23 protein-coding genes and 1 pseudogene are annotated in these 15,455 nt (G+C 71.8%); 12 read left to right on the forward strand and 12 right to left on the reverse strand.

The window, feature by feature from the left end; all coding sequences use genetic code 11:
- Positions 1–24: 24 nt before the first annotated feature.
- Complete coding sequence (locus C569_RS0118000) at positions 25–1,035, reverse strand: YafY family protein (RefSeq protein ID WP_018787172.1); 1,011 nt, start codon at positions 1,033–1,035, stop codon at positions 25–27.
- A gap of 63 nt (positions 1,036–1,098) precedes the next feature.
- On the opposite strand from C569_RS0118000, the gene C569_RS0118005 reads away from it, so the two are divergent.
- Entirely contained in the window at positions 1,099–2,256 is a 1,158-nt protein-coding gene (locus C569_RS0118005; protein WP_018787173.1) for an epoxide hydrolase family protein, read from the forward strand.
- A gap of 384 nt (positions 2,257–2,640) precedes the next feature.
- Here the strand turns inward: C569_RS0118005 and C569_RS33265 are convergent, their stop codons facing one another.
- Positions 2,641–2,973 carry a hypothetical protein gene (locus C569_RS33265; RefSeq protein ID WP_155945561.1) on the reverse strand — a complete coding sequence of 111 codons (333 nt, stop codon included), beginning with the start codon at positions 2,971–2,973 and terminating at the stop codon, positions 2,641–2,643.
- Between the two features lie 418 nt (positions 2,974–3,391).
- On the opposite strand from C569_RS33265, the gene C569_RS0118015 reads away from it, so the two are divergent.
- The 5 genes from C569_RS0118015 to pyrE all read left to right on the forward strand — a co-directional run bounded on the left by C569_RS0118015 (position 3,392) and on the right by pyrE (position 6,176).
- The gene (locus C569_RS0118015) at positions 3,392–4,582 is read left to right on the forward strand and encodes a helix-turn-helix domain-containing protein (protein WP_018787175.1); all 1,191 of its coding nucleotides are present in this window, start codon (positions 3,392–3,394) and stop codon (positions 4,580–4,582) included.
- Between the two features lie 224 nt (positions 4,583–4,806).
- The gene (locus C569_RS35065) at positions 4,807–5,247 is read left to right on the forward strand and encodes a hypothetical protein (protein ID WP_081635972.1); all 441 of its coding nucleotides are present in this window, start codon (positions 4,807–4,809) and stop codon (positions 5,245–5,247) included.
- Positions 5,244–5,462 carry a hypothetical protein gene (locus tag C569_RS35070; RefSeq protein ID WP_026268310.1) on the forward strand — a complete coding sequence of 73 codons (219 nt, stop codon included), beginning with the start codon at positions 5,244–5,246 and terminating at the stop codon, positions 5,460–5,462. The genes C569_RS35065 and C569_RS35070 overlap by 4 nt, the downstream gene beginning before the upstream one ends.
- Positions 5,459–5,632, forward strand: coding sequence for a hypothetical protein (locus tag C569_RS33760; protein ID WP_167361570.1), 174 nt, complete (start codon positions 5,459–5,461; stop codon positions 5,630–5,632). Before C569_RS35070 ends, C569_RS33760 begins: the two co-directional genes overlap by 4 nt.
- Positions 5,633–5,651: 19 nt before the next feature.
- Positions 5,652–6,176: an orotate phosphoribosyltransferase gene (gene pyrE / locus C569_RS0118035; RefSeq protein WP_018787178.1), complete on the forward strand. Its 525-nt coding sequence runs from the start codon at positions 5,652–5,654 to the stop codon at positions 6,174–6,176.
- A 2-nt stretch (positions 6,177–6,178) separates the two neighbouring features.
- Here the strand turns inward: pyrE and C569_RS0118040 are convergent, their stop codons facing one another.
- Positions 6,179–6,763: a GIY-YIG nuclease family protein gene (locus C569_RS0118040; protein WP_018787179.1), complete on the reverse strand. Its 585-nt coding sequence runs from the start codon at positions 6,761–6,763 to the stop codon at positions 6,179–6,181.
- A 58-nt stretch (positions 6,764–6,821) separates the two neighbouring features.
- On the opposite strand from C569_RS0118040, the gene C569_RS30530 reads away from it, so the two are divergent.
- Positions 6,822–7,265 carry a hypothetical protein gene (locus C569_RS30530; RefSeq protein ID WP_196806743.1) on the forward strand — a complete coding sequence of 148 codons (444 nt, stop codon included), beginning with the start codon at positions 6,822–6,824 and terminating at the stop codon, positions 7,263–7,265.
- 63 nt (positions 7,266–7,328) lie between these two features.
- Positions 7,329–7,691, forward strand: a complete 363-nt coding sequence (locus C569_RS0118050; RefSeq protein ID WP_036346199.1) for an antibiotic biosynthesis monooxygenase — start codon at positions 7,329–7,331, stop codon at positions 7,689–7,691.
- A 103-nt stretch (positions 7,692–7,794) separates the two neighbouring features.
- Here the strand turns inward: C569_RS0118050 and C569_RS0118055 are convergent, their stop codons facing one another.
- Positions 7,795–8,850 (reverse strand): cation diffusion facilitator family transporter, encoded by a 1,056-nt coding sequence (locus C569_RS0118055; protein WP_018787182.1) that lies wholly within the window; start codon positions 8,848–8,850, stop codon positions 7,795–7,797.
- A 185-nt stretch (positions 8,851–9,035) separates the two neighbouring features.
- Here C569_RS0118055 and C569_RS30535 point away from each other — a divergent pair, with 185 nt between their 5' ends.
- The 3 genes and pseudogenes from C569_RS30535 (at position 9,036) to C569_RS0118065 (ending at position 10,019) form a co-directional block, all read left to right on the forward strand.
- Positions 9,036–9,278 carry a metalloregulator ArsR/SmtB family transcription factor gene (locus C569_RS30535; RefSeq protein ID WP_018787184.1) on the forward strand — a complete coding sequence of 81 codons (243 nt, stop codon included), beginning with the start codon at positions 9,036–9,038 and terminating at the stop codon, positions 9,276–9,278.
- A gap of 20 nt (positions 9,279–9,298) precedes the next feature.
- Positions 9,299–9,541 (forward strand): annotated as a pseudogene (locus C569_RS34370) (phenazine biosynthesis protein PhzF); the annotation flags it as partial.
- Positions 9,542–9,650: 109 nt separating this feature from the next.
- A complete protein-coding gene (locus C569_RS0118065) occupies positions 9,651–10,019 on the forward strand; it encodes a YciI family protein (RefSeq protein WP_018787185.1) in 369 nt (122 codons plus the stop codon).
- Between the two features lie 30 nt (positions 10,020–10,049).
- Here the strand turns inward: C569_RS0118065 and C569_RS0118070 are convergent, their stop codons facing one another.
- From C569_RS0118070 to C569_RS0118095, 6 genes are read right to left on the reverse strand one after another with little or no spacing between them, the layout of a single operon-like run.
- A complete protein-coding gene (locus C569_RS0118070) occupies positions 10,050–10,244 on the reverse strand; it encodes a hypothetical protein (RefSeq protein WP_018787186.1) in 195 nt (64 codons plus the stop codon).
- Positions 10,245–10,253: 9 nt separating this feature from the next.
- Positions 10,254–11,321 (reverse strand): hypothetical protein, encoded by a 1,068-nt coding sequence (locus C569_RS0118075; protein WP_018787187.1) that lies wholly within the window; start codon positions 11,319–11,321, stop codon positions 10,254–10,256.
- Positions 11,322–11,353: 32 nt separating this feature from the next.
- The gene (locus C569_RS0118080) at positions 11,354–11,674 is read right to left on the reverse strand and encodes a PadR family transcriptional regulator (protein ID WP_026268312.1); all 321 of its coding nucleotides are present in this window, start codon (positions 11,672–11,674) and stop codon (positions 11,354–11,356) included.
- 41 nt (positions 11,675–11,715) lie between these two features.
- Positions 11,716–12,213, reverse strand: a complete 498-nt coding sequence (locus C569_RS0118085) for a YcxB family protein (protein WP_018787189.1) — start codon at positions 12,211–12,213, stop codon at positions 11,716–11,718.
- A 57-nt stretch (positions 12,214–12,270) separates the two neighbouring features.
- Complete coding sequence (locus tag C569_RS0118090) at positions 12,271–13,014, reverse strand: cyclopropane-fatty-acyl-phospholipid synthase family protein (RefSeq protein ID WP_018787190.1); 744 nt, start codon at positions 13,012–13,014, stop codon at positions 12,271–12,273.
- 40 nt (positions 13,015–13,054) lie between these two features.
- On the reverse strand, positions 13,055–13,831 hold the full coding sequence (locus tag C569_RS0118095) for a hypothetical protein (RefSeq protein ID WP_018787191.1): 777 nt from the start codon (positions 13,829–13,831) through the stop codon (positions 13,055–13,057).
- A gap of 46 nt (positions 13,832–13,877) precedes the next feature.
- On the opposite strand from C569_RS0118095, the gene C569_RS34760 reads away from it, so the two are divergent.
- Positions 13,878–14,000, forward strand: a complete 123-nt coding sequence (locus C569_RS34760; protein ID WP_018787192.1) for a hypothetical protein — start codon at positions 13,878–13,880, stop codon at positions 13,998–14,000.
- An 11-nt stretch (positions 14,001–14,011) separates the two neighbouring features.
- Here C569_RS34760 and C569_RS0118105 read toward each other — a convergent pair whose 3' ends face one another.
- Together C569_RS0118105 and C569_RS0118110 are read right to left on the reverse strand one after the other, a co-directional pair.
- Positions 14,012–14,617, reverse strand: a complete 606-nt coding sequence (locus tag C569_RS0118105; RefSeq protein ID WP_026268313.1) for a YdeI family protein — start codon at positions 14,615–14,617, stop codon at positions 14,012–14,014.
- Between the two features lie 132 nt (positions 14,618–14,749).
- Positions 14,750–15,406 (reverse strand): HAD family hydrolase, encoded by a 657-nt coding sequence (locus C569_RS0118110; protein ID WP_018787194.1) that lies wholly within the window; start codon positions 15,404–15,406, stop codon positions 14,750–14,752.
- Between the last annotated feature and the right edge of the window lie 49 nt (positions 15,407–15,455).

Raw genomic sequence — 15,455 nt, forward strand, 5'->3', positions numbered from 1 at the left:
GACCAGCGGCAGAGGCAGACGCCATCAGCCGGCGGCAGGAGTCTCGGTTGTGGACGGTGAGCGGACAGGCCCGCCGCAGGGCGCTCCCTCGCCGGCCTGAGCCAGGCGGGTGGCGAGTTCGCGTACGTGTGCTGTCAGCTCGGCCGGCTCGTGGATCCGGAAGCGGAACCCGAGGAGCCCGACGTACAGGGCCAGCTCGTCCAGCGAGTTCGATCCGGTGTGCAGCATGCAGCTGTCTCCGGTGACGGTCTCTACCACGCCGACAGTGGGTGGGATCCGGTCGGCGACGGCCTCCGCCGGGGCGTACACGGTGATGCGCGCCCGGTACCGGTAGGGCGCGGAGGACACGCCACGGGTCAGGTAGCCGGCGAGGTCCACGTCGGGTGGTGTGCGCGGGAGGAAGCGGGGACCGCCGGGAATTCGGGGTCGGACCCGGTCGGCGCGGTAGGTGCGCCAGTCACGTCGGTCGGTGTCCCAACCGACGAGGTACCAGCGCCGCCCGGTGTGGACGAGCCGGTGCGGTTCGGTCTCGCGCGGGGAGGTGCTGCCGTCGTGGCGCCGGTAGTCGAAGCGGAGCCGCTGGCGGTCGCGACAGGCGGAGGCGATTGCCGCGAGCACGTCGGGGTCGACGGTCGGGCCGCCGTCGGGCACCGCCACAGTGACCGAGTGGAGCAGGCCGACCCGGTGCCGGACGCGCGACGGGAGGACCTGATCGAGCTTGGCCAGCGCCCGCAGAGAGCTGTCCTCGATGCCGGTGACCGCGCCCCGGACGGCTGTGCGCAGGCCCACCGCCACGGCGACCGCCTCGTCGTCGTCGAGCAGTAGCGGCGGCAGTTTCGACCCGGCGCCGAGCCGGTAGCCGGCCGCGCCCGGGGTGGCGTGCACCGGGTAGCCGAGGTCGCGCAGCTTCTGGATGTCCCGGCGCACGGTGCGGATGTCCACCCCGAGGTGTTCGGCCAGGTCGGCACCGCGCCAGTCGCGGGGCGTCTGAAGGAGCGAGAGCAGGCGCAGCAGCCGCGCCGAGGTTTCCCACATGACCGCGAGTCTGCCAGCAAGCTAGGGCGGAAGCTGTCCTAGCTCGCGCCTAGCGTGAGGTTCATGACCGAAGAGATCACTCCGTTCCGGATCGACATCTCCCAGGACCGCCTCGACGACCTGCGGAACCGGCTGGACCAGACCTGCTGGCCGACGCCTCTGCCCGGCGACGACTGGGACACCGGCGTGCCGACCGGCTGGCTCAGGGAACTGACCGAGCACTGGCGTACGGGCTACGACTGGCGGGCCGCCGAGGCGCAGCTCAATGTCTACCCGCAGTTCACCACGACAATCGACGGACAACGAATCCATTTCCTGCACGTCCGGTCGCCCGAGCCGGACGCACTCCCGCTCGTGCTCACCCACGGCTGGCCCGGGTCGGTGGTCGAGTTCCTCGACTTGATCGGGCCGCTGACCGACCCTGCTGCCCACGGCGGCGAGCAGTCCGACGCGTTCCACCTGGTGATCCCCTCCCTGCCCGGTTTCGGATTCTCCGGGCCCACCGTCGAGGCCGGCTGGGACACCGACCGAATTGCCCGCGCCTGGGCCGAGCTGATGCGCCGACTCGGCTACCACCGGTACGGTGCCCACGGCGGGGACATCGGCGCGGCCGTCAGCCCTCAACTGGGCCGCGTCGCACCGGACCGGGTGGCCGGCGTGCATGTCAACGGCGGCCCCGGACCTATGCCGCCGCTGCCTCTGGCCGAGGAGGACCTGGCCACCCTTTCCGATGTCGAACGGGACCGGATCCGTCGAATCGAGGCGTTCATGCAGGAGGAGTTCGGCTACATCGCGATCCAGTCGACCCGCCCGCAGACCCTGGCGTACGGCCTGACCGATTCCCCGGTCGGTCAGCTCGCCTGGCTGATGGACAAGTTCCGCGAGTGGACTCACCCGCGTCGGGCTCTGCCCGATCAGATCATCGACCGGGACCGCCTGCTCACCAATGCGATGATCTACTGGCTGACCGGCACCGCCGGGTCGGCGGCCTACGTCGGGTACGCCCAGGAAGCCGCCTGGGGTGCCCCGAGCCCGAACTCGGGTGTGCCGACGGGGGCGATCGTCTTCGCCCACGACGTCGGGATCCGCCGCTACGCCGAAACCGAGAACACCGTCACCCGTTGGGTCGACGTGGACCGGGGCGGTCACTTCGCGGCCCTCGAGGAACCCGAGCTGCTGACCACCGACCTCCGGGAGTTCTTCCGGGATCTGCGCCGGTAGCGGTAGCCGGTGGCCGCCCCCGCCCGGCCCCGTCCCGGGACGGACGGGGGCGGCCACCGCGTGATCGTCTGTGCTCCGCGGACACGGTCCGCCGCCGGGACTCCCGGCACGCTCTACCTCGGTACCAGTGATTGTCCTGCCTCGTTCCGGATCGTTTTCGACGGCCTGTGACGACCTGGAACAGACGTTCGGCGAACCGTGACGAGCGGCGGCTGCTTCGAAATCGATGGCGCCAGGCCGTCCTTCGAGTTTGGGTGCACCATGAGCATCGAACTGCATACCCCGCGCGTTGATGCGCTGTCTTCAGCGGTGGACGCGCTCAAGCGGTGGCAGTACGACGGGGGACCGCTGCATCTGCATCCCGGCGATCTCGGCTGGCACTCGTTACGTGGTGCCGAGGCCACAGCGGCTGCGATCCGGATGTGGTCGCAGGACGGGGAGGTTCTCGCGATCGGGCTGCTGGACGGCTCCGAACTGGTGCGCATGGCCGTCGCTCCCGGCTGGCGTGATGACGACGCACTGGCCCGCCGGCTTGCCGCTGATCTGGACGCCCCAGGGCGTGTCCTGGATCCCGAAGGTGCGACCGTCGAAGCCCGAGGTGCGGAGCGTCTCACCCAGTTGCTGCTGGGGCGGGGTTGGGAGCGGGATGAGCCGTGGCATGGGGTTCAACGGCTGCGGGTTCGGGCCGACGAACGTGACGCTGTGGGAGATGTCCATCGCGGCCGAGTCCGGCGAGCCCGGACGGGTGATCGAGCTGTCCCGCACGGTACGGCCGCAGGTGCTGGCGGCGTCGATCCGGCAGATGTCGTACTGGCTCGACCTCGGGCGGGGCGCTGGCCGATTCCGGTCGCCGGGACAACGAGGCGATCGCGGCGTTCGTGCGTGCGGAGCAGGCCGCGCCGGTGCCGTTCTCGCTCAATCCGCTCGCCCAGGACGCCGTCGTCGCGATGGCGCAGCGGGCCGGCGGCACCTCCGGTCAGCCCAACCAGTCGACCACAGGGCGCAGAGGAGCGGCAGGTAGCAACCGCCTCGACGTCAATGCAAGAGCACCGCTCCCCGTACACTGGCGAACGGGTATGCCGGCTCACCGGCCGGTGCCGAAGTCCCAGCCCTCGTCCTGGGAGGCAGGCGAGACATGGCCAGCAAGGCCGACACGATCGGTGCCCGGATCCGCTACTGGCGGATGCGCCGGGGCGGGATGAGCCAAGCCGTCCTCGCCGGGCTCGCCGGCGTCAGCCAGTCCTACATCTCCCAGGTCGAGTCCGGCCGCAAGACGATCGACAGACGCTCCACCCTGGTCGCCGTCGCCGCCGCGTTGCAGATCACGGTCGCGGACCTGCTCGGGCAGGGCACCGAGACGGGTGACCCGGCGCGTGAGCGCGCGGCCGAGTGCGTCCCGGCGATCTGGTCCGCCCTCATCGAGATCGAGGACGGCGAGCGGCGGCAGGCGACGCTCAGCCGGGAGGAACTGGCGGCGGGTATCGCGCGCAGTGAGCAACTTCGCCACCGCTCGAACTTCCCTGCTATGGCCCAGATGTTGCCCGGCCTGCTGCTGGATGCCGCTGCAGTGGGCGGACCCGTGCTCGCGCAGGTGGCGTACCAGGCGTCGGCCTGCCTGCGGCACCTCGGGTACCGTCACCTGGCGTTGAACGCGGCGCGGGTGGCGGTGACGGCGGCCGAGGGCGTGGAGGAGGCGGCGTGGCTGGGCGCAACACGCTTCGCGTACGCGCAGAGCCTGCCGATCGAGTCGGCACCGCTTGCCGCGCGGGCGGCTGACCGGTCGCTCGCGGAGCTTCAATCTGCCGCCTCCGACGAGCGGGTCCGGCAGATGCTCGGCCAGTTGCACCTGTCGGCGGCATTGGCCTCGACAGTCAGCGGGCGCCTCGACGCCGCGCGTGACCATCTGACCGAGGCCGCCCGGGAAGCGGCGACTTTGGGTGACCCGGCGGACGGCATGGGGTTCAACGGCTGCGGGTTCGGGCCGACGAACGTGACGCTGTGGGAGATGTCCATTGCGGCCGAGTCCGGCGAGCCCGGACGGGTGATCGAGCTGTCCCGCACGGTACGACCGCAGGTGCTGGCGGCGTCGATCCGGCAGATGTCGTACTGGCTCGACCTCGGGCGGGCGTTGGCCGATTCCGGTCGCCGGGACAACGAGGCGATCGCGGCGTTCGTGCGTGCGGAGCAGGCCGCGCCGGTGCCGTTCTCGCTCAATCCGCTCGCCCAGGACGCCGTCGTCGCGATGGCGCAGCGGGCCAAGCGGCGGGCGGTGCCGAACGAGCTGCGTCTGCTGGCCGGGCGGCTGGGCATCAGTCTGGTGGCATAACCAGCGGTAATTTCTCCATCACCATGCGGCCCTAGTGTCCGTTTTCGGGTGGGGAAACGCCTCATCCTGCCGGGCGCGACGCCGCACTCCCTTGTGCGGTGATCCGTCGCGCCGGAGCGGACGGAGGTGGTGATGGGCGGTCGGAATCGTTGGCGCCCCACAGGCCAGGAGACGCAGCAGGCCGAATGGGAGGCGGCGAAGCGGAGGATTCTCGGTCTGGCCGAATCCGATCAGGCGCAAACAGCGCGCGGCGAGTCGACAGCGGCGCAAGCTCCGCGCCGGGACGCCGACGTCGTCGCACGCTCCAGGCCGCGCCTGCCGTACGAGAGCTACCTCCTCGCCGTCGCGTCGACGCTCGTGCACCGGCATCGCCCGGCGTGGTCGTGGCGGAAGTGGCGGTGGGTGTGCCGGTGTGGTGCGGACCTGCCGTGCCGCAACCGCCACCGCGTACCGATCAATCGCGGTCACTGGCCGTCGCAGGAGGACCAGTGAGCACCGCGGAACAGGCGATCCTTGCGGTGCACGTACGGGGTCTGGACGGGATGTGCGTGGGTTGCCGGCTGTGGTGGGCGCGGCTGACTCCGTACCCCTGCTGGCAGGTCGCGTGGGCGACCAGCCGGCAGGCGCGCGCGAGCGTCGCCCGCTTCCTGGGGGTGCGCGGGTGAGCACCCACGGCCCGGTGCTGCCGGTCTGGACGTGCGGTGGGTGCGGTGCGCCGTGGCCGTGCGCGACGCGGCGGCGGGAGCTTCTTGCGGAGTACGAGGGTGCGCCGGTGTCGCTGGCGGTGTACCTGGGGGCGCAGCTGGTACGGGCGACGGCGGATCTGAGCTGGGCGCCGGCGGGAACGTTGCATCGGCGGTTTCTGGGGTGGGTGCGGTGAGCGTGTTGCGGGCCGGCGACGAGAAGTTCCACTACAGCGACGGGTCGCACCGGTGGACGGCGCCGGACCCGGAGTACGACCAGGAGGTGTGGGAGGAGCAGGTCCGTCAGCACAAGCTGGGTCACCTGCGCAACGAGCCTCCGAGGGTACGCATCCGCCGGATCGTGTGACGGGTGCGAAACTGGGCCGGTGACTCATCCGCTCGCGCGCCGCGTCTACGACACCTGCCATCTCACCGGCCGGTTCCATCTTCGATCCGGGCAGGACAGCGACGAGTACTTCGACAAGTACCTGTTCGAGGGGAAGCCGGAGCTGCTGCGCGAGGTCGCCGAGGCGATGGTCGCTCTGCTGCCGGAGTGCGACGTGCTGGCGGGGATGGAGATGGGTGGCATCCCGATCGCCACGGTGATGTCCCAGCTGACCGGACTGCCCACGGTCTTCGTGCGGAAGCAGGCGAAGGAGTACGGCACCGCGAAGGTGGCCGAGGGTGGGCCGGTGAGCGGTCTGCGGGTCGTGGTGATCGAGGACGTGGTGACCACGGGAGGCGCGCTCCTGGCCTCGTGTGGACACCTGCGGTCCGTCGGTGCACAGGTGGAGACGGTGGTCTGCGCGATCGACCGCGAGCAGGGCGGTCGGGAGAACCTGGCGGCCGAAGGGCTGCACCTCCGCGCCGCCCTCACCCGCCGGGATCTGGACGCATCGTTGACGGCGTAAAGCTAGGGCCGCTCCGGGCCGCTGCTGGCGTTGTACGCGTTCTTGGCGGCGACCACTGCGGCCTGAACGTGCTCGGGGTCGACGCCGTGGACGTTGAGCGGTGGGTGCAGACGCCGGACAAGTTCGGCCTCGATGTTGGCCGGCTCGGGATCCTCGGCCCAGGTCAGACGCAGATTGTCGTGCATCCAGGCGGTCAGCCGTGTCTCGTCTGCGGGGACCAGGACGACCCGGTCGGTCCAGGTCGTCCGGTAGCCCTCGGAGACGAGAAGCCCGGCCAACGTGCGGCGCAACGTCGAGTTGCCCGAGCGGCGCAGATGATTGCGCAGGATCCGGCCGCGCAGGCTGGTCGCCCGGCCGAGATAGAGCATCCGCCGCGACGGGTCGCTGTCGTTCGGTGGTCCGGGGAGATCGGGGAGGACCGAGGGAGCGGCCCACCAGGCGTAGACGCCGCTGCCGCGGGCGAGCCGCTTGACGGCGACATCGAGCGCGACCGGCGGGCCGGTCAGCAACCGCAGGGCCGCGTCGACCCGTTCTTCGTCAGTCGGGACGTCGGTGGGCCGCCGTTCGGGGAAGGTCACCGGGACCATCCTAGGCGCGTGGTGGAGTACTTGACTCTCGACCCGGTCGAGGGCCGACCCTTCCCGGGTGACGTTTGAGGAGCACGACAAACGACCAGTCCCTCTCGTGATCGACCTGGAGATCCTGCGGCCGGTGCTGCGCGCCGGTTGGGGAGCGGACACCTGCGACCCGCACGACCTGGAGGATTGGCACGCCGGCAACCCGGCGCGCGGTCAGTGCGGGGTGACCGCATTGATCATTCAAGACCTGCTCGGGGGAGAGCTGATCCTCGGCGAGGTCTCCGCCGGAGACGCCAAGGTCGGCCACCACTACTGGAACCGGCTGGCCGACGGTCGTGAGGTGGACCTGACGGCCGACCAGTTCCGGCCACCGGAAGTCGTTGTCGGCGGTCAGGTTCAGCAACGGCCGCCGGGCCCACCGGTACGGTGCCGCCGGCAGTACGAGATCCTGCGGGACCGGGTCTTCGTCGCCCTCTACGGCGGCAGGTCATTGAATGGATCCCACTCTTGATGTCAACGTCGGTTGAGGTTGCAGGATGGCGGCAGCCTGCCCTGCATGATGAGGAGTGCGTACGTGAGCGCCGATGTCAGCTTCAACTCGATCATCGACTACACGGTTGACGGCCCCGACACCCAACGGGAGTTCGTAGCGGCCTTCGCAGAGATCCAGGAGCGCTGGGTGCGCTTCTATCCTGGCTACCAGTCGGCTCGCTTCTACCTGAGCACCGACGGCACCCGGGTGTACACCGTCGTGCGTTGGGCCAGCGAGGCGGACTACCGCAATTTCGTGGAGACCTCGGACACCGAAGGCCGGATGGCCGCCATCGCTCAGGCCCTGGCGGGGCTGTCCGGCAAGGCCGAAGCGCGCATGACCGGCGTTCCCACGTACACCATCGCCCGCGAGGTCGGCCCCGGGCCACAGCGTCTCGACGTCTGACCGGACGGGGTCACGCCGCGTCTGCTCGGCACGGACGGGATGCGAGGCTGAGCGCGATGAGCTTGGTGTCGGCGTTCGTACCGGTCTGGATTCAAGAGGAAGATCAACCTGAGAGCCGGCGGCGCTGGTGGGACAGGTTGAGGTGGTGGTGTCCGCCTGGGTGGCTGTCCGGGTCGGTGTGGACGGTGGCGGTGGTCAGCCGGGGTACGGCGTGGGTGAGCTGGTGTTCGGCGTCGGCGGCGATCTGGTGCGCGTCGACGAGGGTGAGACCGGCGTCCACGACGAGTTCGGCTTCGGCGTGCAGCCGGTGGCCGACCCATCGGAGTCGTACCGCAGCCACGTCCTGGACGCCGTCGACAGCCCGCAGGGCGGTTTCGGCCTGATCAACCAGTTCGGGGTCGACGGCGTCCATCAGTCGGCGGTAGACCTCCCGGGCGGCGTCCTTGAGGACGACGGCGATGGCGACGGCGATGACCAGGCCGATGACCGGGTCCGCCCAGCGCCAGCCGAGTGCGGCGCCACCGGCGGCGGCGAGGACTGCGAGGGAGGTGTAGCCGTCGGTACGGGCGTGCAGGCCGTCGGCGACCAGGGCGGCGGAGCCGATGCGGCGTCCGACGCGGATACGGTAGCGGGCGACCAGTTCGTTGCCGATGAACCCGACGAGACCGGCGGCGGCGACCCAGGGCAGATGGGTCACCTCTGCGGGGCGTAGCAGCCGGTCCACTGCGGTCCAGGCGGCGGCGACCGCTGACCCGGCGATGACCACGACGATGACGATCCCGGCGAGGTCTTCGGCCCGGCCGTATCCGTAGGTGTAGGCGCGGGTGGCGGCACGGCGGCCGAGGAGGAAGGCGATCCCGAGCGGTACGGCGGTCAGGGCGTCGGCGACGTTGTGCAGGGTGTCGCCGAGCAGGGCGACCGAGCCGGACAGCACCACGATGACAGCTTGGGCGAGCGCGGTGATCCCGAGCCCGACCAGTGAGATCCACAGCGCGCGCAGCCCGTCACGGGAAGACTCCAGCGCCGGGTCGGTCTTCGCCCGGGAGTCGTGGGAGTGCGGGACGACGGCGTGTGTCAGCCGGTGCCACCAGGCGGCGAGAAGGCCGTCGTGGCGATGGCCGTGGTCGGCCGGGTGGTTGTGGTCGTGGTGCTCGGTCATCACTCCCCCGATCACGCGGTCATGCAGAAGTCCTTCCGCGACGGTGGCGACAATATGTGCTCATGTACGCACGCGACAACGTTGCAGATGCCAGTGACCTGCAACAACACCTACCTGGCGCGCAGCAGGTCGATGCCGCCACGGACATGTTGCGGATGCTGGCCGATCCCACGTGACTGCGGTTGATGGCGCTGGTCAGCGAGGGCGAGTACGACGTGACCGCGCTGGTGGAGGCGGTGGGCACGGCCCGGCCGGCGGTGTCGCAGCACCTGGGCAAGCTGCGCCTGGCGGGACTGGTCAGCGTGCGGCGGGAGGGCCGGCGCGCGTTGTACCGGGCCAGGGGCGGGCATGTGCGGCGGCTGGTGATCGAGGTGCTGCACGCGGCGTCGCATCGGGTACCAGCAGAGGCGGACGGATCCCCACCATGATTGGATTCTCCGTGTCGTGGTGGTGGCCGGACGATTTCGACGCGACGCTGCCGCCGCGAGTTGCGTACGCCGGGGCCTGGCATCCGATCGTGGCCGCCGCGACCCGGCAGCGCCTGGCGGCGTGGTCGAGGACGCCGCCGACGACCGTCACCGTGCGGCAGGGCGAGAACATGGGACGGCCGAGCCTGCTCACCGTCGGCATCCCCGCCGGTCCCGGCACCGGGACCTCGGTGACCGGCACCGCCGTGCCCATCCCGCCCGCGGAGGAGGCGGTCCGGTGCGGAGGACGCGTGTCGTCGGATCCCGGGTGGCTCGTTCGTAGTACGGGTGAGAGGCGGCCGGACCGGGCCGCCCGGACAAGGGAGTCATGGCATGCCGCGGTACCTGATCTCGTTCAACGACGGCGCGATGGACCACATCCCCGCCGAGGAGATTCCCCAGGTGGGCAAGGACGCGCACGCGGTCATCCAGGAGGCCGTGAACGCGGGCGTGTTCGTGTACGGCACCGGGCTCGAACGCCAGCAGGCGACCATCGTCGGCACGGACGGGGTGGTCACCGACGGCCCGTTCCCGGAGACCAAGGAGGTCATCGGCGGGTTCGTGGTCCTCGACGTGGCCTCCCGGGACGAGGCGCTGAAGTGGGCCGCCAAGATCGCCGCCGCGTGCCGCTGCGCCCAGGAGGTCCGGGAGATCATGCCCGACCCCGAGACGGAGGCGATGCTCCGCGCGGCGGGCCGGTGACGGCTCAGGCGTCGCCGCGACAGCGCCTCGTCAGCGCAGCCGCAGGTCGTGCTCGTCGAGGGCGGCCTCGATGACGCTCAGCGCCTTCGGTCCCATGCCGTGCAGGCGGGCGAGTTCCGCGCGCGGCACCCCGGCGAGCTGGCGCAGCGTGGTGTAGCCGGCGGCGGTCAGCGCCCTCGTGGCCGGTGCGCTGATCTTCGGCAGGCGGTCCAGGGACGACGTCATCGCCCGATGCTAGACCGCCGGCTGCGAGCCCGATGTCCCGGCGAGCGGGCGGGCCGCCGGGCGCCGGTGCGGCAGCGCCGCCACGCCCAGGACGAGCAGCAGCAGGACCGCGCCGAGCAGGAACGGCAGCGACAGGGTGGGCTGGCCGAGCCACTCCCACGGCACGTGCCAGCGGGGATGCGGCTCGCTCAGGTGGTGCGCGAGCATCAGCGGCGCGCTCGACAGGATCGGCGCGGTCCAGAACAGCATCGCGACGCCGTACAGGACCTTCGCCGGGCCCTGCACCAGCGTGTGTCGTCCCGCGGTGCGGCGGCTGGCCCAGCCGAACAGCACCCAGCCGCCCAGCGTGCCCAGTGCGAGGCCGAGCAGGCCGGCGGGGTAGGCGGCGCCGGGGGTGGCGCGGCTGAGGGTGAGGCTCGTCGAGCCCTCGGCGCCGAGTTCCACGGCGAGGATGTGGTCACCGCGTGCGGCGTACACGGTGATGTCGGAGGGGATGGTCGCCGGGTCGCACCGTGGATGGCCGGGGATGCAGTCGTACGCGTGGGAATGGACGGGCTCGCTCTGCTCCCACCCGGCGGCGTCCAGACGCTGCCGCAGCTCGGTGAGGCCGGCGGCCGGCGTCTGGTCGAACGACGCGGTCAGCTCGGCCGGCGCGTACTCGCCGCCGTCGCCGAGCAGCAGCTCGGGCAGGAGGTCCGCGTCGAGCGGTTGGCCGTAGATGAGGAACACGGCGGGCGGGTCGTCCTGGTCGAGGTGGCCGGCCTGCCGGTCCGGGTAGAGCTGTCCCACCACGGCGGCGAGGTCGCGGTGGTCGAGCGGGCGGGAGCCGAGCCAGGCGAGCCATGTGCCGAACGACGCGGCGAACAGACCGCAGACCACCGCGAAGACGGCCGCCCAGGCCACGACGGAACGGCTCGCCGGCCGTCCCAGCCGGGCGCGCAGACCATGGCGTACGAGATTCGCCGCGACCCGGGCACGCCGGTGGGCGGACCCGACGTCCCGTACCGTGTCCAGGATCTCGGCCCCGCGCGCCCGGCGGTAGTCACGGGGGTAGGCCAGCAGCAGCCAGCGGTGCACGGGTGTCTCCCTACGGGGCCGCGACGGTGGGGTCAGGCGGTGCGGGGCCGCAGGGCGCGCAGCCGGATCTCGGCGGCGGACGCGAGCTGCCGCAGGCGCACGGTCTGGCGGGCCAGCTCGGCCCGGCCGTCGGCGCGCAGCCGGTAGTAGCGGCGCAGGCGGCCGTCGACCACCTCTTCGTGGCTGAGTTCGACGAGGCCCTGCGCGACCAGCCGGTCCAGGGCGGCGTAGAGCGTGCCCGGCAGCAGGGTGACGCGACCGCCGGACAGGCCGGCGACCTCCTGGATGATCCCGTAGCCGTGGCGCGGCTCGTCGGCCAGCGCGGTCAGGATCAGGAAGGTCGCCTCGCGCATCTCGGTCACCGAGGCAATATATACAGCCGATCAATGCATAGTCAACGATCGCCGAGCAGCTGCCGCTCGGCCATGAAGGCGCGCAGCCTCCCGGCGTCCTCGGTGGACATCAGCCAGCGCGGGATCACCGTGGCCGGCATCCGTCCGACGTACACGATCCAGAAATCGGGGGTCTCGGTGACCCGCGTGACGCCGTCCCAGGCGATGCCGCCGGACTCCGAGCCGCTGCGCATCATGATGTTGCGCTCGTCGATGTCGTAGCCGCCCTCGACCGCATAGCCACCGGAGCGGCGCCGGGCCCGCCACCTGACCCATGGCGCGTACAGCATCGACAGCACGCCGGCCACGACGAGCGCGGTCCACAGCGACGCGAAGCGGTCACCCCGCTCCGACGCCTGCGAGGCGACCCAGCCGATCACCCCGACCGCGGCGAGAGCCGCGCCGATGTAGCCGAACCGGCGCAGCCGGGCGGCGGCGAGCGCGGCGGCCACGCGGGCCGGATAGGCGGGATCGGCCGGTACGGCGAAACGGATCTGCACGCCCGAACGATAGTCCCCCGCCCGCCTGTGCCGGACTGGACCCGCGTGGCGCGCCAGTCAGGTCCGGCGCAGCACCAGCGTCACGAAGCCCAACACACCGCGGTATCCGCGCAGCCACTGGTCCCGGTGCTCCCGGGCGGCGGCGAACGCGTCGGTGGCGTCCGGGTGACCCGGATTGTCCAGCGCCCACTCGGTCAGCGAGCCGGTCCACGACCACTCGTAGTCGTCCCACTCGGCGACGTCGCTGACATGCCCGTACACCGGGGTCCAGCCGGCCTGCTCGGCGGCGTCGACCAGACCGGCGAGGTCGGTGTGGTCGTCGGGTTTCGCGCCCAGCGCGGCAAGCGCCGCAGGCGTCGGCGGCACCGGCCAGAAGCCCTCGCCGACCATCAGGATGCCGTCGGGGTCCACGTGCCGGCCGGCCAGTTCCAACGTCCCGCCGAACCCCCCGAACGCGTGCGTCGACCCGACGCAGAGCACCAGGTCGTAGTCGCCGTCCGGCACGTACGACCGGGCGTCGCGCTCGTGCAGCGTCAGCCGGTCGGCGAGGCCGCGCACGGCGGCGGCCTCCGCGGCGCGTTCCAGCGCGTACGGGTTGAGATCCACGCCGTCGGCGTGCCCGTCCGGGTGGTGCGCGAGCGCCTGCAGCGCCCAGGCGGCCTCACCGCAGCCCAGGTCGAGGATGCGGGCCGCCGGCCGGCGACCGGCCCGGCGCAGCAGCCGGTTGACGTTGACACCGGAGACCGGGGCCGCGATCGGATGGTGCGAGTGCGCGATGCTGCTCAGCCGTTGACGGTCCATCGCCGCAGTCAACACGAGGACAGCCGGATTGTCGTGCCGGTCAGGTGCGGCAGACGATCGTCGCGTCGTCGGTGGCGACGCCCTCACGCGCCTCGGCCTCGCGCACCCGGCGGACGACCTCGGCGGGGCCGTCGGTTTCCAGCAGACGCAGCAGCCCCGGCCAGCCGGTCAGGCCGAAGGTGTCCACGAGGCGGCTCGCGCCGTTGCTGAGCAGCGCCGCCGTGCGCACCTCGTCGACCCGGCACTCGCCGGTGACCGCCTCGTCCACGACTGCCGGATCGTCCTTCGCGACCCAGAACCCGCCGGGGCTGTTACGGCGGGATCGCAGCTCCATCAGCAGCCTCCGGTACTCGTCGCCGCCCTCGGGCACGTCCTTCAACCGCTCCTCGACGGACCGGGCGATCACCACCTCCCGCGGATCGTGGGCGACGAGCGGCTCACCACCCGCCCGGCCGACGATCGCCACCGCGTCGCCGAGGACCAGGTGCTCGACGGCCCCGCCGGAGAACCGGAGCATCGCCACGGCCGCGAACGGGCTGATCGGATGGGTCACGTCGCACGTGTCGCGGTGTGCGTCGGTGACCCGCCCGATGCCCTCGGCCAGCACGTCGCGCAGGCGCCGATCCGACGACAGCGCGCCGAGCAGCGCGCCGCCTAGCCGGGCCGCGTACCAGGCGATGCCGTGATGGCAGACCTCGTGTGCGCCGGCGATGCCACCGGCGCCGTCGACCAGCACCATGCCGCACGGCACGGCGCCCGCGAAGTCCTCATTGGCGCGCCCGGGATGCCCCGCGTCGGTCGCCATCGCCACCCGCATCGGCTCATCATGCCGAAACCGGCCGGATCGCGAGGCCCCTCGCGGCTTGATCCGCCACCGGCACGCCGACGTCGACGGCCTGGCGGTGTTCCTCCGCGAGGCCGGAGGTCCCGGCGGCCCGGCGGAGTGCGCCGCGCTCATGCGCGCGTTCGTCCTCGACAACTCGTGAGACACGGCGGGTCACGGGGTGGCCGGCGGCTTCGCCTTCTGCGGGTGGATCGTCTCGTGCCGGGCCAGCATGGCGACGAACTCGCCGATCTTGCGCTGCCGGGTCTCCGCGCGCTTGACCGCGTTGAGCCGGTAGATGAGCGTGAACCTGTTGGCGCTGGTGAGGACGTCGAACATGGCCTGGGCGGCGGGCTCGGCGGCGATGGCGGCGAGCAGGTCGGCGGGCACCTCGGCCTCCGACGGCGGTGCGTAGGCCGCAGCCCACCGGCCGTCCGCCTTCGCGGCCTCCACCGCGGCCCGGCCCGCGGGCGTCATCCGCCCCTCCGACTCCAGCCGGGCCACGTGCGCGACGTTGCGCTGCGACCAGGAACTGCGCGCCCGGCGTGGGGTGTACCGGATCCAGGAACTCTCGTGGTCGCGCTTGCGGGCCTGCCCGTCGATCCAGCCGAAGCAGAGCGCCTCGTCGACCGCCTGCTGCCAGGTCACTGTGGTGACAGTGCCGCCCTTGCGGGTCAGGGCGAGCCAGACACCGGGTGACGTGTCGTGGTGGGCGGACAGCCACGCGCGCAGCGCGGCCGCGTCGGGCACGATCAGCTCGTCCAGCTCGTCGCTCGGCATGGTGGTCAGGCTAAACCGGGCGTACGACATCGGCTGCAGCCGCCGCTCGTGCGGCTCTCGGCCGTCGGCAACCCGTCCGGCAGCGGCATCGCTCGCGACGGAGCATGTCTGCGACTTCGGTGACGTGCCGGCTTAGCCGCCCGCCGCGTTGTGCCGCGCGACCAGGGCGGGCAGCACGTCCAGCGTGTCGATGCGGAACAGGCACCGGTCGGCGACGTCCGGCATGTCGAGGATGTGGCCCCACGGGCCGCGCCGGATCAGGCACGCCGACATGCCTGCGGCCATCGCCGGGGCGGCGTCGTTGTCCGGCCGGTCACCCACGTACAGGATCGCCGACGGGTCGCCGCCGCCCTCGCGGACCACCCGGGTGAAGAACTCCGGCGCCGGTTTCGCCACGCCCCAGGCCGCCGACGTGCCGATCACGTCCACCGGCAGGTCCAGCGCCCGCAACGTCGCCTCGGCGTGCTCGGGCTGGTTGCCGGCCAGGCCGACCCGCAGTCCCTGCTCCCGCAGGGCGGCCAGGCAGGCCCGCGCGTCCGGGTAGAGATCGTCGGCGCCGAACGACTCCGGGTCACCGGCCGCGACCCGGCGCGCGAGTTCGGCGGTGAGATCGAAGCCGGGCCGGAAGGCCCGGAACACCTCCTGGTAGTCCAGCCCTCGGGCGATCACCGCGCCGAAGACGGCGGAGAAGGTGTGCCGTGGCACGCCGAGCCAGTCCGCCCAGGTCGCGAACTCGCGCGTCTCGTCGAGGATCGTCCCGCCCACGTCGAAGAAGACCGCCTGGATCATCAGCGGATCGTACTGTCGTTGATCAGCCAGTGGGGGACGTCCGGGTGGC

Origin of the sequence: Micromonospora sp. CNB394, from assembly GCF_000374985.1 — a bacterium.
Lineage (GTDB): Bacteria > Actinomycetota > Actinomycetes > Mycobacteriales > Micromonosporaceae > Micromonospora > Micromonospora marina.

Excerpts from the sequence above, each read along its gene's own strand:
- C569_RS0118000 (WP_018787172.1), bottom strand. The coding sequence starts at position 1,035 with ATGTGGGAAACCTCGGCGCGGCTGCTGCGCCTGCTCTCGCTCCTTCAG.
- C569_RS0118070 (WP_018787186.1), bottom strand. The coding sequence starts at position 10,244 with ATGACGTCGTCCCTGGACCGCCTGCCGAAGATCAGCGCACCGGCCACG.
- C569_RS0118080 (WP_026268312.1), bottom strand. The coding sequence starts at position 11,674 with ATGCGCGAGGCGACCTTCCTGATCCTGACCGCGCTGGCCGACGAGCCG.
- C569_RS0118095 (WP_018787191.1), bottom strand. The coding sequence starts at position 13,831 with ATGCGGGTGGCGATGGCGACCGACGCGGGGCATCCCGGGCGCGCCAAT.
- C569_RS0118065 (WP_018787185.1), top strand. The coding sequence starts at position 9,651 with ATGCCGCGGTACCTGATCTCGTTCAACGACGGCGCGATGGACCACATC.
- C569_RS0118105 (WP_026268313.1), bottom strand. The coding sequence starts at position 14,617 with ATGCCGAGCGACGAGCTGGACGAGCTGATCGTGCCCGACGCGGCCGCG.
- C569_RS0118015 (WP_018787175.1), top strand. The coding sequence starts at position 3,392 with ATGGCCAGCAAGGCCGACACGATCGGTGCCCGGATCCGCTACTGGCGG.
- C569_RS30535 (WP_018787184.1), top strand. The coding sequence starts at position 9,036 with ATGGCGCTGGTCAGCGAGGGCGAGTACGACGTGACCGCGCTGGTGGAG.
- C569_RS0118110 (WP_018787194.1), bottom strand. The coding sequence starts at position 15,406 with ATGATCCAGGCGGTCTTCTTCGACGTGGGCGGGACGATCCTCGACGAG.
- C569_RS0118055 (WP_018787182.1), bottom strand. The coding sequence starts at position 8,850 with ATGACCGAGCACCACGACCACAACCACCCGGCCGACCACGGCCATCGC.
- C569_RS0118040 (WP_018787179.1), bottom strand. The coding sequence starts at position 6,763 with ATGGTCCCGGTGACCTTCCCCGAACGGCGGCCCACCGACGTCCCGACT.
- C569_RS0118005 (WP_018787173.1), top strand. The coding sequence starts at position 1,099 with ATGACCGAAGAGATCACTCCGTTCCGGATCGACATCTCCCAGGACCGC.
- C569_RS0118090 (WP_018787190.1), bottom strand. The coding sequence starts at position 13,014 with ATGGACCGTCAACGGCTGAGCAGCATCGCGCACTCGCACCATCCGATC.
- C569_RS33265 (WP_155945561.1), bottom strand. The coding sequence starts at position 2,973 with ATGGACATCTCCCACAGCGTCACGTTCGTCGGCCCGAACCCGCAGCCG.